Annotated in this window: 15 protein-coding genes; all 15 read right to left on the reverse strand. The window is 46.7% G+C overall.

Going from position 1 to position 13881, the window contains the following annotated elements:
- Nucleotides 1-2: 2 nt before the first annotated feature.
- Complete coding sequence (locus NE671_RS02670) at nt 3-3236, reverse strand: phage tail protein (RefSeq protein WP_256163633.1); 3234 nt, start codon at nt 3234-3236, stop codon at nt 3-5.
- A complete protein-coding gene (locus tag NE671_RS02675) occupies nt 3237-3950 on the reverse strand; it encodes a hypothetical protein (protein WP_173813351.1) in 714 nt (237 codons plus the stop codon).
- 2 nt (nt 3951-3952) lie between these two features.
- Nucleotides 3953-7486, reverse strand: coding sequence for a phage tail tape measure protein (locus tag NE671_RS02680; RefSeq protein ID WP_256163634.1), 3534 nt, complete (start codon nt 7484-7486; stop codon nt 3953-3955).
- A gap of 232 nt (nt 7487-7718) precedes the next feature.
- Complete coding sequence (locus NE671_RS02685) at nt 7719-8327, reverse strand: bacteriophage Gp15 family protein (RefSeq protein WP_256163636.1); 609 nt, start codon at nt 8325-8327, stop codon at nt 7719-7721.
- Nucleotides 8324-8755, reverse strand: coding sequence for a DUF6673 family protein (locus NE671_RS02690; RefSeq protein WP_256163637.1), 432 nt, complete (start codon nt 8753-8755; stop codon nt 8324-8326). The genes NE671_RS02685 and NE671_RS02690 overlap by 4 nt, the downstream gene beginning before the upstream one ends.
- 19 nt (nt 8756-8774) lie before the next feature.
- Nucleotides 8775-9296 (reverse strand): hypothetical protein, encoded by a 522-nt coding sequence (locus tag NE671_RS02695; protein WP_064786117.1) that lies wholly within the window; start codon nt 9294-9296, stop codon nt 8775-8777.
- Nucleotides 9286-9729, reverse strand: a complete 444-nt coding sequence (locus NE671_RS02700) for a hypothetical protein (RefSeq protein WP_064786119.1) — start codon at nt 9727-9729, stop codon at nt 9286-9288. Before NE671_RS02700 ends, NE671_RS02695 begins: the two co-directional genes overlap by 11 nt.
- Before the next feature lie 8 nt (nt 9730-9737).
- Entirely contained in the window at nt 9738-10115 is a 378-nt protein-coding gene (locus NE671_RS02705; protein ID WP_256163638.1) for a minor capsid protein, read from the reverse strand.
- Nucleotides 10115-10594: a DUF6751 family protein gene (locus NE671_RS02710; protein ID WP_256163639.1), complete on the reverse strand. Its 480-nt coding sequence runs from the start codon at nt 10592-10594 to the stop codon at nt 10115-10117. The genes NE671_RS02705 and NE671_RS02710 overlap by 1 nt, the downstream gene beginning before the upstream one ends.
- Nucleotides 10578-10979 (reverse strand): hypothetical protein, encoded by a 402-nt coding sequence (locus NE671_RS02715; RefSeq protein ID WP_173813357.1) that lies wholly within the window; start codon nt 10977-10979, stop codon nt 10578-10580. Before NE671_RS02715 ends, NE671_RS02710 begins: the two co-directional genes overlap by 17 nt.
- Before the next feature lie 43 nt (nt 10980-11022).
- Nucleotides 11023-11214, reverse strand: a complete 192-nt coding sequence (locus NE671_RS02720; RefSeq protein ID WP_064786130.1) for a hypothetical protein — start codon at nt 11212-11214, stop codon at nt 11023-11025.
- Between the two features lie 10 nt (nt 11215-11224).
- Nucleotides 11225-11572: a hypothetical protein gene (locus NE671_RS02725; protein ID WP_256163640.1), complete on the reverse strand. Its 348-nt coding sequence runs from the start codon at nt 11570-11572 to the stop codon at nt 11225-11227.
- Nucleotides 11573-11633: 61 nt separating this feature from the next.
- On the reverse strand, nt 11634-12530 hold the full coding sequence (locus NE671_RS02730) for a capsid protein (RefSeq protein ID WP_173813359.1): 897 nt from the start codon (nt 12528-12530) through the stop codon (nt 11634-11636).
- 15 nt (nt 12531-12545) lie between these two features.
- A complete protein-coding gene (locus NE671_RS02735; protein ID WP_173813360.1) occupies nt 12546-13232 on the reverse strand; it encodes a phage scaffolding protein in 687 nt (228 codons plus the stop codon).
- Nucleotides 13233-13566: 334 nt separating this feature from the next.
- Nucleotides 13567-13878, reverse strand: coding sequence for a hypothetical protein (locus NE671_RS02740; RefSeq protein ID WP_117963885.1), 312 nt, complete (start codon nt 13876-13878; stop codon nt 13567-13569).
- Between the last annotated feature and the right edge of the window lie 3 nt (nt 13879-13881).

The following is a 13881-nucleotide window of genomic DNA, read 5'->3' on the forward strand; positions in this document are numbered from 1 at the left end:
TCTTAGTTCCAGTAACCTACTATGATTCCGTTGTAAACTCTGAGATGTGAATACGTCCAACTGTTGCCATTGTTCGTGATCTCACATACAATCGGTATCGCTCCGCTAAAAGCCGTATATCCTCCTGCTGATATGCTTCCAATTTTGAAATTTTTTAACGTATACCAGTTTCCAATCAAATTACATCCCAGGTTTACTCCGTACTCATCGTAGATACTGTTCGCACGGCTGAAACATAACATCGTAGTATAGGAAGTAGCTGAGGAACTTGCTTTTTGTGCAAATGCCATATACTTTCCTTGCGGTTCCAAATCGAACACTAATCCCTTATGAGCATTGTTCCCTGACCACTGGTTTGTGCCAATCGCTCCGACATAATATCCATCTCTGTAAAAGTGATTACCCGTTTCATCGAATACAGCACGTTTCTTAGAGTTCTCTACTCCGTAATTGTAAATAGCGATCTCTCCTGGATTGATCTGCACGTATTTTGAGTTTTTATTGAAAGCTATAATCACGTTGTTGTAATACTGCGTGATGTAAGAGCCCATTTCACCCTTGCTCACTTTTGAAGTGATGCTCTCTGCATTTTGCTTGATAGAAGAAGATAACGTTCCTTCTTGTGCCGTTGCTCTCTTCACTTCGGATTCGATGGAATCTTTTAAAATCGTCAACTGAGATTCCGAGTATGCAGACATATATCCCAGAATCTCCACGTCCGTGATATATACGGTCGTATTTGCTACATAGTTGTAAAAATACGTATAGAAATATGACGGCGTTGCATAAGATGTAAACTCGAACTCCGTCCACTCGTCACTCAGCTCTCCTGCATTGGTATAAAAGTTTTTGCCGTCAATCGTTAATCTTATCCTTGCCGTATCTGCGTCTTCTGCATTACACGCCGCCTTAAACCTAACTGTAATGTCTCCACGCTTCTCCCATGGTCTCTGATACCAGGAGATATTGTATGTCGAAGATGTGTTCTCAATCTTCGCACAGCTCTTGCTGCCAAAGGTTGTCTGTGTGACCTGGGTTGTGTTGCTCCTTCCCCAACCAGTAAACTTATCATCGTTATTTGAGAACTTTCCATTGCTACAATAGTTATGCAGCGAATTTTCATAGAGATCTGACACCGAAGCTGACACTTTGCCAACTTCTACATCTATCCTGGCATTCAGATCATCCAGTAGTTCCTGCATGTCTCTCAGACATCGGATGTTCGTGAGATACACCACTGAACCGGTATATCCGTAAACCGTGATTGCTACAGACTTCGCCGCTTTGGTAATCTTCACTTGCTTACTGTAGGTGTGAAATTCATCCGCACTATATCCGCTGAAATATTCTGTAGACTGGTTCTCTGAGAATCCATACCGTACATAAGACGGGCGGTACTTTGAGCCTTCTGGATATGCAGCCTCAACAGCAATCTTATAATTGCCAGCTTCCATAGTTCCCAGGCTTTGTGTCAATGTCACCGAACCATTTGCGGAGAATGTCAGCTTGATCGCATTCATGTTTAGGAACTCCGCTTGCTCAATCGTGCAGCTACCAGTTATGCCGGATGCAGTGAACTTTCTTTTATCAAGTGTCTCTTGCTCACCACCAACTATATAGTTCTTCCGGGCAACCGTTTCCTTTACACTTCGTACAGATAGCGAAATCTTATTCTCCAGGTTGGAAATGGAATTCTCAATCTCCTCTCTGGCTACTCTGACTTTATTATCAGCATGATTCTTCGCCGCTGTCTCGCTCTCTGATATCTTCGTTTCTACCGATGTCCGGTATCCGGCATCCAGTGATTCCGTTTTGACTGAATTTACCAGAAGCATCTCCCCATTGATTTTTCCATCCATGGTCAGTGCCACTCCGTCTATCGGTCCGTCATACCCCTGGCTGTAATGAGCAAAACCGCCAAGTCCCCATCTCCACAGGTTCTTGGCTTTGTTCTTATAATCCACATCATCAGCAACGATGAACTCATTCGGAACGTGTACTGCATATCCACTGGCTACCTGTTTATTTATTAGGTCCTGTGCACTTCTGAGAGCCTCCTGCAAGATTTCTGTCTTACTCGGCAAGGATTTTATTGTCTCTTCCATTTCAGCCGTACTCTGGCGGTTTGACGAGGTGTAGGACTTAGCACTCGTCTCATCGCCCAACGTAACGGTGTTGTTCTTGAAGCTGGTAATATACACTTTCTTCTTTGTCAGCGGAAATTCCCGGTCTAAACCGTTCGGTGTGGAAACACACTGGATCATGTTGCCGATCTCAAATCTCTGGAAAGATTCATCCGTCAGATTTAAGTCTATCGCTTTCAGCTCCAGTACCATCTTCTCAAACTGTACCGACTTCAAATATTCCTCGGCCTTTTTCTTTAAGTTCTCTGGAACTGTCACATCGTCCCAGGTTACAGTCTTGTAAATCTTGCCGTATTCCTTCACTGCGTTATCGTCTGTGACATAATCCACGCCACCGTTGACGCTCGCAATGGTTCTTCTCTGTTCAGAGATTGCCTCCAGTGCCGGGTCCTGCTCGTCTTCATCCAGCTTCGCTCCCAATGGGATAATACACGTTGCCAAGTCCGAAGCATCCATGTTCTTTGAGAAATCCAACATGTTCTTCCCAAACCGGATGCCCTGCGTGTTCCTGGTGTAATAGTCTTCATCTGACAGGTAATCTAGGATTCTCAGACCGTCCTCATGCCGGATAACCAGATGTCCTCCAAGTCTGCTCGTCAGCTTCTCTTTGAACGCCGTTCTTGTGTCCTCGTAATTGGAATACCGGTACAGTGAATCATTAGAATCCTTTACCGTTACCCTGCCGACAACGAACTGCTTTCTCTCTTCTACCTGTGCATTATGAATGTCTATCAAATCCTGCACATACGCTTTGACCGAAATATTATGATAAACCTTCGGTCTCTGGATGCTGTCGCACAAAAAGGCAAGTTCTCCTTCGACGAAGACTTTCTTTGTTCCAGAAAAATCTTCATCATCGTAGAGAACTCGCCCATAAAACTCCGGCTCATCATCCCGGTAAATCACAATATCTGTTGTCAGCTTCGTAACCTTGTCATAGTACGGGTGTGTCGGAAACACCTTGAAGGTTGCCGAACCGTTGATGTTATCCCCGATTTCAAAATACGGATTTCCGCCAACGGTCAGTGCCTTTACCCTGGCATCGTGAATCGTGTACTCCTTGCTGTCCACATAGGCTTTAATCGTATACATCTACAGCATCCCTCCTCTGTGAATCAGCGTGACTTTGCCCGTTCCCTGGAAGTAAAGGTCATTCACTCCCTTGTACAGAACAATGTCATACATGATATTCTCGCCAGTATATATCGTATAGGTTGAATTACGATACCTTACCTTCATTTCCGCATTGGAAACAATTCTGAGCGTTTCGTTATGAACCCAACCGTCCAGGCTGACTTTCTGCCAACCGGAGCCAGAGCTGATCGTGATGTCTGAGGTGTTACGGATAACGCCATTGATGAAGCTGAACGTATCCCACTTCCAAGGCTCATCCGAAGAATCCACGCTGATTTTATACGGCTCGCATTTACAGCTTATAACAATCTCCGCCGTTACATCGTTATTCTTCTCTGTCTCTATCTCACACCTGCCGGTATAATAATATCCCTTGTCGGTGTCAAGGATGATTCTCTTCGAGATTCCCTGCAAATCAGAAGCGATCTGACTTAACAGACCGCTCCATCTTTCATAACTACAGTTTCTTGCCCCGAATGTGAATTTCAAGGTCCGCATCTCATATTTTACGCCGCCGTTCTGAGCTTCTGAGAGGTCCAGGTCCCCGTTCATGCCGGGGACGCTCACATACTCTGTCTTTGCTTTCGGTATGCCGATAACAATCTTCTTGAGTCTTAAGCCCCAGTCCCGGAACGAATGTGTCTCATCAAACGTAATGCCTACTCCCGACATGATTAACCTCCTCTCTTCTTGTGTGTATCAATTCTTGCCATGTTTTCATCGACAATCGGTGTTGTTGTATCTCCAACTTCCCTACCGTCCAATTCTACATGAACGTGTGTCTCTCCGGTAATCTCTACCGTTGTGTCTCCACTCTCGAAGACACCTTGCTTTTCTTTCTCGACTTTGTATGTTGTGCTGACCTTCTTATCAACAGCAATCTTTCCGGTTTCCACATTAACCGCCGTCTGCATCCGCTTTCCAAGACTGGCCATCTCATCATCCATCTGCTTATACAGGTCTGGCATCTCGGCTTCAATACCTACGCCGATACCAGGCGGAATCCACTTACCAATCTCATCTGCAAAGACTTTGGACGGGGAATGAATACCTAAGGCTCCCTTAACACCATCTACGATGCCAGAGAAGAAACTCTGCACCTGGCGTCTGAACCAACCGGCCGCATTACAGATTCCGTTCCATACTCCCATCACGATGTTGTAGCCTACACTCGCCATCCGGGACGGCAGGTTCGCTACGCCATTTATGACGGCACTACACAAATCAGATGCTGCCTGTTTTCCTTTCGCTACCATATCGGAACCCCACTGGATTACCTTCTGGAGCGTATTACTTAACCAGGTCCAGATTTTTCCTGGCAACTGGGAGAAGAAATTAACGATTGCATCTATCGTGTTAGAAGCTATCTCCTTTGCTTTCTGCAGGGTGTTGGACCCCCACGTTACCAGCTTGTTAAAGGCATCTGTCAGCCAATTCCAAATCTTGCCCGGCAGTTCGGAAAAGAATTTCACGATACTGTCTATACAGTTGCTTGCTATCTCTCCGGCTTTCTGGAGCATCTGACTTCCCCACTCAACCAATTTGTTGTAGGTGTTTACCAGCCAGTTCCAGATTTTTCCCGGCAATTCAGAGAAAAACTTAATGATGCTATCTATCATCTGAGGAACATTCGTTGTGATCCAGTTAATCACATTTGCTCCCCATTCAATCAGCGTACCAATTACAAAGCCTATCGCATAACCGATTTTGTATGGCAGGTCCGTAAAGAACTGCACAATCGAATCAATAATCTGCGATACTACCTCAGATGCCGTTTCCAGCATGGAAGCTCCCCACTCAGCAAAACTGTCTGCTAGTGAGCTAATCGCATATATGATTTTTCCTGGCAATTCGGAGAACCACCCAACAACAGAGTCAATGAATTCTCCTATGCTATCCAGGACACCAGAGCCCCATTCAGCGATAGCCGAACCAAGTTCGCTCAGCTTATCCGGTATGCTCTGGAAAAATTCTACAATCTGGTCCCAATGTTCCTTGATGAGAACAATCGCCGTTGCTACCGCAGCTACAATTCCAGCTACCGCCGCCGCAACCAGTGCAGGTGCTCCAAGGATAACAGCCCCGACAGCCGCCAGTGCAATACCGACTACCATCAGAACCTCTTTTATGGCACTGAAACCATTTACAAACATATCTACGAAATTGGTAACTGCAAGAATCGCTCCTGCAATGATAGAACCAATTCCGGCTATTGATGAACCGAACTCTGCAAAGAATCCGATTGCCTTCTGAACTGATCCTCCGATAGAGGAGAAAATACCTGCGACCTTCGGGAACTCCAGTTCCAGAACTTCCATCAGTGTTCCGGCTCCGCCCTTCCAGAGTGCGAATCCTTCTACAACTTTTCCGATTACTCCAACCAGTCCGGAAACTCCGCCTTTCAGTGTGCCAAGCACCTTGAACAGAGATTTTACAGAGGACAGAACAGAACTTGCAATGCTCAGAGCTGCTATGGACGCCGCAATCACGCCGATTGCATATCCGACAGCCTCCAGCACATTCGGGTCTGCTCCATCAATCACACCGAACAGGTCAGAAACCACATCTACAATTCCTTGGATAATCGTACTTGCCGTATCGATGAATCCATTAAGGAACCCTTCTATCAGTGCAGATACGCCCGGAAATTCTTCACTTAGCCCCTCGCAGAATCCGGCTACGAAATCTTTTGCAGCCCGGATGATAAGCGGCAGATTTTCTTGTACCGCCTCGCCAAGTTTACTCAGCATTTCACCGAAAGAATGGCCTATCTCCTCGGAATGGTCGCTTAATGCCTGCAAAAATTCCGTAAACAAATAAATACCGGCGGACCACATATCCCCGGCAACATTCAGAATCGCTTTTACAAGCTCAGCAACTACAGTTGCTCCGGCCTCTGCAAATTCTTCCTGGTGGTCCATGATGGCATTTATGAACGTACCTACCAGGTCCTCTGCAACCCCTATCAATGTAGGTGCTGCCTCCATAGCCATCTGTGCCAGCTCAGCGAGTGAATTTCCAAACGCCTCAATCAGACCGTCAAATCCTTTTTCCACCATGGCTTCATTCATATCCTCTACCATGCTGGTAATGACTTTGACCGTTTCTTTCATCGGTTCCTGTACTTCTTCGTACAGGGCAATACCTACAGATTCCAATGCACTCTTGCAGAGTGTGATTGCTCCCTGTAGGTTATCATTCATGGTGTCTGCCATTTCCTTGGCCGCACCATCCGCATCGTAAATAGAATCCGTCAACTTCTGGTAGTCTTCATCGGACGCATTCACGATAGCCAGCAATCCACTCATAGCCTCCTGGCCGCCGAGTGATGCTGCAAGCTGTGCTTTCTGTGCTTCTGTCAGGCCTGCAAATCCAGAACGCAGGTCATTCATAATCTCTTTTAGAGACTTCATGGAACCGTCACTGTTCGTCAGTGAGATTCCTAACTGGTCCATAGCCGCCTGTACTTCTTTGGTCGGCTTCGCCATTCTCGTAAAGATGCTTCGTAGAGATGTACCAGCCTGGCTTGCCTTGATTCCGGAGTTCGCCATCAGACCGATTGCCGTAGCACAGTCTTCAACGCTGAATCCTAAGGCTCCGGCTACGGGGGCAACGTACTTGAACGTCTCGCCCATCATTCCTACGTTGGTATTGGAATTGGATGCTGCCTTTGCCAACACATCTGCAAAATGTGTAGCATTGGAAACTTCCTTCGAGTACCCGTTTTTGATGATGGTTGTTGTTCCGTCTGCCGCCAGTCCGAAGGCAGTCATCGCATCGGTAACAATGTCACTCGTCGATGCAAGGTCTTCCCCAGACGCTGCCGCCAGGTTCATAATACCTTCAATACTGTTCAGCATATCTCCGGTTTTCCATCCGGCCATCGCCATGTACTGGAAAGCCTCGGCACTTTCTGTGGCACTGAACTTCGTCTTGGCGCCCATTTCTTTTGCCTTATCAGCAAGCTGCTGAATCTCTGTAGCCGAAGCACCGGAAATTGACTGGACCTTACTCATTCCTGCCTCAAAGTCAGAACCGACCTTGATTGCAGCCGTACCAATACCGGCTACCGCTGTTGCGGCACCGGCCAGAATAGTAGTGGTAGCCTTAATCGCTCCGCTCGCCATTCCAGATAATTTGCTTAGTCCGCTCTGGAAACCGGAACTATCTATGCTGGTGTCAAATTTCAGCGTACCATCATAGCCCATGTTCTCACCTCAATTCTTCGGCTCAATCATCGGCTCATAATGGCACTACTTGATTTGTTTTCCGTCTTTGATTTTTAATTCAAAACGGGCATGACATTTTCTCCCTTTACAGGAGACCATCACGCCCGAACACTCCGCCGTCTCTTCAAAAAACAACGGCATTTTATATTTACACTCCGGGCATTCCACCCGTATCATTTTCTTCTTTACATCTTCAATAGCCAGTCACCTCCTACAGCAGTCCCGTAAGGTCGCCGCCATTCATGAGGGCTTCTGCTATTGCATCTACCTTCTCTTCCTCATCAGCAGGCAACGGTAAAGCATACAGTTCTTTCTTCCTGCGGTAGAAGTCTCTCTGCTCCTTCGTCATGGTCGCATCAATGTCTACGCTTCGATACTCCATAATCTTACTGAACTCCAGGTCAGAGGACAGCGTTCTCAGTAAAGCCTTAAACTTCCACCAGTGCAGATATTCAATATCCTGTAGGTCTATGTAATACTGCGTCAGAAACGCTGAATAGATGTAATCATCGTCATGCTCAAAAGAATAAATCCTTTGCACTCCCGTCGTTCCTTCTACTGCTCCGGCTCTCTTCTCACGCCATCGTTTACCACCGGCATAGAACCACAACAGCCCATCCACCGCAGCATCCAGATTCTCCGGAATCTCCGGATATACCAGTTCCAGACCTTGCCTTGCTTTCTCAGCGTCCGAAAGCTCCGGGTCCTGCATCATCATTTCAAACAGAATGAAGGTACGGAAGTTTGTTTCTATCGCATACTCCGTACCTTCAATCTCTACTGTTTCCGGAAGATAGTCTACAAGCATGTTGTGGTTCATGAATTATCACGCCCACTCGCATTACTAATTGGCGTTACTACTGCTCCGTTCTTGCCATGCTTATTTTTCTTACCTTCCTGGCGTCTCTGGGCCCGGTTCATGTTGTACTTGTTGGTAATCGCATTTACCTGGCCTTTCATCTTACCAGCCTCAGAAGAAACAATTCCGAAAGCATCCATGCAGATTGCCAAGTTGTTTTTACCCTTGAACAGCTTTTCAGCCGTTCCGTCTCCAAATACCTCATCGAAGAAATTTTTCACGATTCCGCACATCTCCCGGATGCCATCCGCATTCGACAGCTCCGTATGCTTCTTGGATTCCTCGGCTCTTTTCACAACCTCATCCATGGATTTCTCATAAACCTCCATAGTATCTGCATCGAACAGATCTAACTCTAATTCCTGTCCACAAATTTTTAACATGCTCATATTACTTTACCTCCAAATTCTAAGCCGCAGCTTCTTCAAATGTCTTTGATTCTGTGTTGAAATATCCGTCAAGCGGATCGCCTACTGCATTGAGATTTCCACTCATGCTCTGTTTCTTCTCTCCAGATACGCCGCTCACTTCGGCGGATACCAGGAACTTTCTGGCCGCAAATGTGTTTGCAACCGGTGTAGATTCACTCTGCTTCTGGTCCCATAACTCTACTCTGCAATACTCAAATTCTGCATCGCTGCCGGTTAAATGATTTCTCCCTACATGGTACAGTGCATTGACCGCATCCTGGCTCTTAATGAGTCTCGCTTCAAACGGAAATACCGATGTGTAGGATACAACAGAGGAAGAGGAAGACGGCTCACACACATACTTCTCAGATTCGCTCTCTGCACCGAATGTTTCATCCAGAGTTGTGAAACCAACGCCCATCAGTACCCAGTTCGGCTTTTCAGATGTTCCGATATTCAGATAATCCGCAAACTGGTGTCTCTGTACCACTTCTCTTGCGCCACTTACATTACCTGCCATTTTTACTTGCCTCCTTAAAATACAATAATCGCAAGGAAATCTGATACCTTGCGTTCTTCATAGCTCCATCAAAGATATATCCAGGGGAAAGAACCTCTATCTCTTCTGCACACATTCCTTCCGGAAGCTCCGGGAGGTTGCCTGCCATGCTGTTCTCCTCTACCCAGTCCGCAAATTCTTCATAGAACGTGCTGTTCTCTATGTTCTGTACCCGGTCCATGCTGTAAAACTCCCTGGAACCGAACTGGAACTGATACTGCCGTTCCGAACTGCCGTCTACATATCTCTGGATTACCGGGTCGAATATCCCGGTCTCTATGGTGTACTCTACTGGGTCTGGCCCAAGGGCATCTACCCGGAATACACCGTCTTTCAAAAGAGGACATTTCAGAAAATACTCTGTTATGCCCTCCAGTACACTATTTACTTCCATGTGACCTCCTAAATCTTATCTGCTCCTCGCAGAATGTCTTCTTTTTCAGCCACCTTCGTTCTCTCAAACCAATGTGCTCCTCGGTTCGCATCATACGGTCTGGTGTCTGCTGTTCCGTAATACTGCATGGCAGCATACGGGGCAATGTAATCTACCTCTCCACTGCCTACATCCGTTCCCAGTTTGCCGGATTTCTCCAGCATACCAGTCTGGAACGGAACCCTCGGACTACACCTTCTCAGTACCTCCGAATCTACAAACATCTGCTTTCTGCTGAACTGAGCATTCCTTCTTGCCGCAAAATCCGAACTCCAGGTCAGCTCCGCTTTCCCGTTTCCGGAATTGATGATTGAACCTTTCGGAGTTGTGATCTTTTTCAATGCCATCACTCGCCCCCTATTCTCCAGTGCTTCGTCCTGTCGGTTCCTCTGATTGTATTGTCGGCATATTCTGTGACAGTCACAAAATCTTCATCGTGCTGTCTAAGCTTTGCCAGCTCCTCAATCGTCTCTTTCAGAATGATGCCCTGGCGGAAACTGAACGTATCGAACAACCACTGTCCGGCCACCACATACTGTCCTCGCACAATATAAGCTCCCTTCTGGATAGTCCAGTATCTCTCTGCCTCTTCATCTGACAGCTTCTTGTATTTTTCTTCGCTTATATACTGCTTTCCGGCTTCTACTGTCGCTGTGACCGGGATTCGGATTACGCATTTTGCCTTATCCCTACGGTCCGTGTCTGATACCGTCTCTCCCTTTGTTCCATACCACGAAACCCCCATGATTCTTGTCGCACAGAGTTTTTCCCGGCGGTCTGCTCCAATTCTCAGATTAAAGATTGTCACATCACTGTTTGTCGTCATACTCTTTCACCCACCCCCTGTTCAGCAGTCCGGTGTTCGCCAGGTATGACCTCACAGCCCTATACATTTCATTATGCAACGCCGTATCATTCATGGCATCCGCATAGCTGATGGAATATCCATCGTTAGATTCCGACTTCACAACAGCTTCTCTCTTTTCGTTCTGCACTGCCACCGTATCAGCTACACAGCAGATTGCATCCTTAATTGAGTCTATAACCGAACTCAGCCTTGCAATCCGGCCAAACGTAACCTGGTTCACGAATGCTTCCGAAATACTCTCGGCTCTCTTGAAATCATTCTCCGTTTTTATCTGCGTGCCACCGTAATCATTCTTGTAGTATGCAAAATCCACATACGGTCTTCTTACGTCCTCCTGGACCATCGAAACACCCCTTTCTGATAAATTGGTAGGCTGCAAAGAAAAATCAGCTATTCGCCGGGTTTACGCCCTCCTGCGTAGCTGAATCTTTTTTGCCGGTCTTCTTTTCTTTCGGAGAAGATGTGCCCGTTCTGACTTCCGGCTCCAGGCTTTCAAGCGAATAGCCCATGCTTTTGTAATATGCTGCCTTTCTTTCGGGAATCCGGCAGGAACTCCCGTCTTTCGTTGCTAAATACATAAGCTACCTCCTACTCAGTTTTCTTTGAGCCTTTGGCTGCTGTTTTCTTTTCAGTTTCTGCCGGGTCTGCATCTCCTGTTGCGGACTGTGCCTGGACTGCCGCTTTCAGCTTATCATTCTCCTTCTGAAGCTCGGCAATCTTCTTGTCTGCATTCTCTGCATACAGGGCAGCCTCTTCCAGTTTGGCTTTCAGCTCGTCATTCTCCTTCTTGAGCTTTTCAGCAGTCGCCTTAATGTTCTCCGGCTCGAACAGCACATTGTCATTCTCATCCCTGATAATGTAGCCCATCTTCTTGTACTCATCGAATTTCTCATCCGGGATTCTGAGAACTCTGTTCTTTTTCTCAACTTTATACATATGGTTTCTCCCTTCAAAAATTGGCTCCATGCACACGCACAGAGCCAGTAATCAGTTTCTCTTATACACTCACATGGAAATCAATAGCGTCCATCTTGTGAGGCAGGATAAATACATCCTCGAAAGACTCCTCGAAGTAATCATACTTACCCTGGGAGCCTGCGGATGGCGGGTCGAGCTGAGCAAACTCGTAAGAAATCGGTGTGATTACCGCCGCCGGATGTACCAGAACCATGTTGATCTGCTTCGCTGTGGAATCTACCTTCCAACCCTCGGTAAAGTCATACTTCGTCTTCATCATGTCACTCGGTACGCTCTCCGGAATCTTCACATCATCAATAGAATTGATTGCTCTCTTGATTGCATCAGAACGGCTACCTACATCAACGGTTCTGTAAATCTGCTTCGCATTGTTGATGAGCGTTCTGACATCCGGTGTCACATACAGAATTCTTCCGGCTCTCGGAACTCTCTTATTATCCATGTTCTTCATCATCTCATCAAAGACGGTCAGCACATTCTCCTCTGTCAGCACTTCACTGTGGGCTGTCTTCGCTCCGTCAGTAGTCCAGTCTGCATACAGCTTGGAAATGCAGTAAGCATTCATTTCCGGGAACTTCTGCTCCTCGTTGTAAACCTTCGTGATATTTCCGATTGCCACAACACCCTTGGTCTCGGCAATGTCTCTCGGATGTACCAGCGTCTGCCACTGTCTGTGATTCTCCAGGGTCAGCGGTTTCCACTCGTTGTTGTAGTTACGCTTTCTGGTTCCAATGGTGTCTCTGTCTCCATCGGTACGGCCAGTTGTGGAGATTGTCGGCACCTCGATAACTCTGGAATTTACCCAACGGAACCTTCCATTGTTCGGTGTCGCAAATAAGTCTCCAAAATACAGGACATACGGAAACATCTGCTCCAGTGTCTGTAAATACTCGGTTGCATAATTTAATTTCGCCATTTCATTCTCCTCCTGTTAGTTTTTGTCTGGCTGTCTGATTAAGTTGAACCCAAACGGATTAAACGGTGCTTCTTTGCCTTTGACTCCTTCGCCTCCGGCTCCACCAGTTCCGCCAACTCCTCTTGCAAAGAACGGCTTTCCTTCCTCATCCTCATGGGAATCGTCTTCCGGATCGTTATCATCTTCGATAACAAAAGCTCCCTTGTAGTCGTCATTCTCCATAAGGGACTTCATAAACTCATCGCCTCCCAGGAACTTTCCATCTTCCAGGGTAAAGTTCTTCTTTTCAAACTCTGCTCTTACACCGTTTTCAGCAGGTTTGCTCGAGAACTTATAACCACCCATGAACATATCCAGTGCATGAGTACGCTCCTGGGCTGCAAGCTGTGCGGTCAGCTTCTGTGTTTCCTGGGTGTACTTCGTCTCCCAGTCCTTTGCAGATTGCTTAATGCCGTCAATATCCATGTCCTTGTAGGACTGAATCGTTGTGTTAGCATCTGACAACTGCTGCTTTACTCCGTCCAGCTCTGTAATCTTGGCATCTAGTTTCTCCTTCGACACATAGCCTCCGGCTTTCACATCTACTACCTGGATTTTCTTGTCGGCATCAATCGCTGCCTCCAGTTCTGCATAGGTCATAGCCTTAGGCTCTTCGCCGTCCTTCGGGGTTCCAAAAAGTTTCTTCAAAAATTCGTAAGCCATTTCACTTACCTTCCTTTCTTCGTTTCGCTGATTTCGTTTAGATTCCGGTTCACTCCGGCACTGCTATCGTGCATTTATATCTCCGCACGCAAGAGAAGGAGACAGTTTATATGCCATATCACAGGGCAAAAAACAACAGCCAGACGTTCCACCAACGGACCGGCTGACTGTTAATTATTTTCGTGGTCTTAAAGGGTGTCTACGAACTTCTGAGAGTTCCCAGGACACGTTTTAAGTGCTTCAATGGTAAATTGTAAGGGTTAATACGTTACGGCCCTATACGGGGCAAATACCATTTAACCCATGGATGGGAGATAGCAGGATCACCTCCTTCCTACTCTGCTGTGTAGTCTTCGATAACCGGAATGCCATACTCAATAGCACATGTATTCTCGATTTTGCATCCTCTGGCCTCCTGCCAGCCTTTAGCAAAGTATGCAATGTCAGCACCAGCCAGAAGTTCCAGGGATTTTCCAAGGAACCAGAGTGGCTTTGCATCCACCGGAGCTTCCTGGAAGAAAGAATCAATAACCTCTACTGGTTCTCCGATCTTCTCCTCTGCGCTCTTGATTGCTTTCTGGCGTTCTGCCAGGATGTCTTCATCAGACTTTCCTTTCATTGGCTGTGAAATAAACAATTTCTTCATGAT

The sequence above is a fragment of the Blautia sp. DFI.9.10 genome, assembly GCF_024461705.1.
Taxonomy (GTDB): Bacteria; Bacillota; Clostridia; order Lachnospirales; family Lachnospiraceae; genus Blautia_A; species Blautia_A fusiformis.